This is a genomic window from Neomoorella stamsii, from assembly GCF_002995805.1.
In the GTDB taxonomy this organism is placed as follows: Bacteria; Bacillota; DSM-521; order Neomoorellales; family Neomoorellaceae; genus Neomoorella; species Neomoorella stamsii.
The window spans coordinates 1-1,324 of the sequence record NZ_PVXL01000010.1; the positions used below are offsets into that span (position 1 = coordinate 1).

1 protein-coding gene is annotated in these 1,324 nt (G+C 48.3%); it reads left to right on the forward strand.

Translation table 11 applies throughout. The annotated features are described in order from the left end of the window. Positions 1 to 51 precede the first annotated feature (51 nt). Positions 52 to 1,204 (forward strand): IS3 family transposase gene (locus tag MOST_RS01355; RefSeq protein WP_106006995.1). Its coding sequence is split into 2 segments (ribosomal slippage): positions 52 to 318 and positions 320 to 1,204, totalling 1,152 coding nucleotides; the frame shifts between segments, so codons are not numbered across the junction. Positions 1,205 to 1,324 lie beyond the last annotated feature (120 nt).

Below are 1,324 nucleotides of genomic sequence, written 5' to 3' on the forward strand. Positions count from 1 at the left end.
TATAATGGACCCAGAAAACTAGACACAAAAACAGGGGGTCCTAAGCGTCAAATGAGTGTACGAAAGAAATATCCAACAGATTTTAAAGCCAAAGTTGTGCTGGAAATCCTTAAAGAAGAAAAGTCTGTTTCCGAGTTGTCCTCTGAATACGGTATTCACCCATCCATCCTTAACCGCTGGAGAAATATGGTGATAGAAAAGTTGCCCTCCTTTTTCACCGATGAACAAAAGAACCTTGAAAACATAAAGGCTCAATACGAAAAGCAAATCCAGGACCTTTATGCCGAGGTTGGCCGGTTGACCACCGAGCTGACCTGGCTTAAAAAAAAGAGTGGCCTCTGAGTTTAACCGTGACGAACGCATCTCCCTGGTGGAGTGGGGCCATCCTGAGCTGTCCATTAAGAAACAGGCGGAACTACTAAGCTTAAATCGCTCCAGCCTCTACTATCAGCCAGTGCCCCCTTCACCGGAAGAAATAGCGGTAAAACACCGCATTGACGAAATATACACCGCCTTTCCTTTTTACGGTTCCAGGCGTATTACCGCCCAGCTACGGAAGGAGGGATTCTGGGTCAACCGTAAAGCCGTCCAGCGTCACATGCGGGAAATGGGCCTGGCGGCCATTTACCCTGGACCCAACTTAAGCAGGCGCAACCGGGAACACCGCATCTACCCCTACCTGCTGCGCAACCTTGATATCACCCGTCCCAACCAGGTTTGGGGCATTGACATCACTTACATCAGGCTAGTTCGGGGATGGATGTACCTGGTAGCCATTATAGACTGGTACTCGCGCTTTGTAGTAGGATGGGCCCTGGACCAGTGCCTGGAGACGACCTTCGTGCTCCAGGCCATGGAAGAAGCCCTGGCCCGGGCCAGGCCGGAGATCATCAACAGCGACCAGGGGTCCCAATTCACCAGTCCGGAATATATAAATTTACTCCAAAGCGCCGGTATCAAGATCAGCATGGACGGCAAGGGCAGAGCAATCGACAACATTTTCACCGAACGTCTCTGGCGTAGCCTGAAGTATGAAGAGGTTTATCTAAACGAGTACAGTAGTCCCAGGGAAGCCAGGAGGGGAATTGCCCGTTACCTGGAATTCTACAACTACCGCCGCATCCACCAATCACTGGAATATAAGACGCCGGCCGAAGTGTATTTTTATACAAAAGATGAAGCTAAAGGTATACCCATATTATAACAAATATGGTAATGCCAAAAGATGTTAAGTCTTAGCTATTTCCTTATATCCCCATACAAACTTAAATATTCCACGCTTAAAAATTTCTCATCTCGTGTCTTGACAATGGGGTCCACCTTA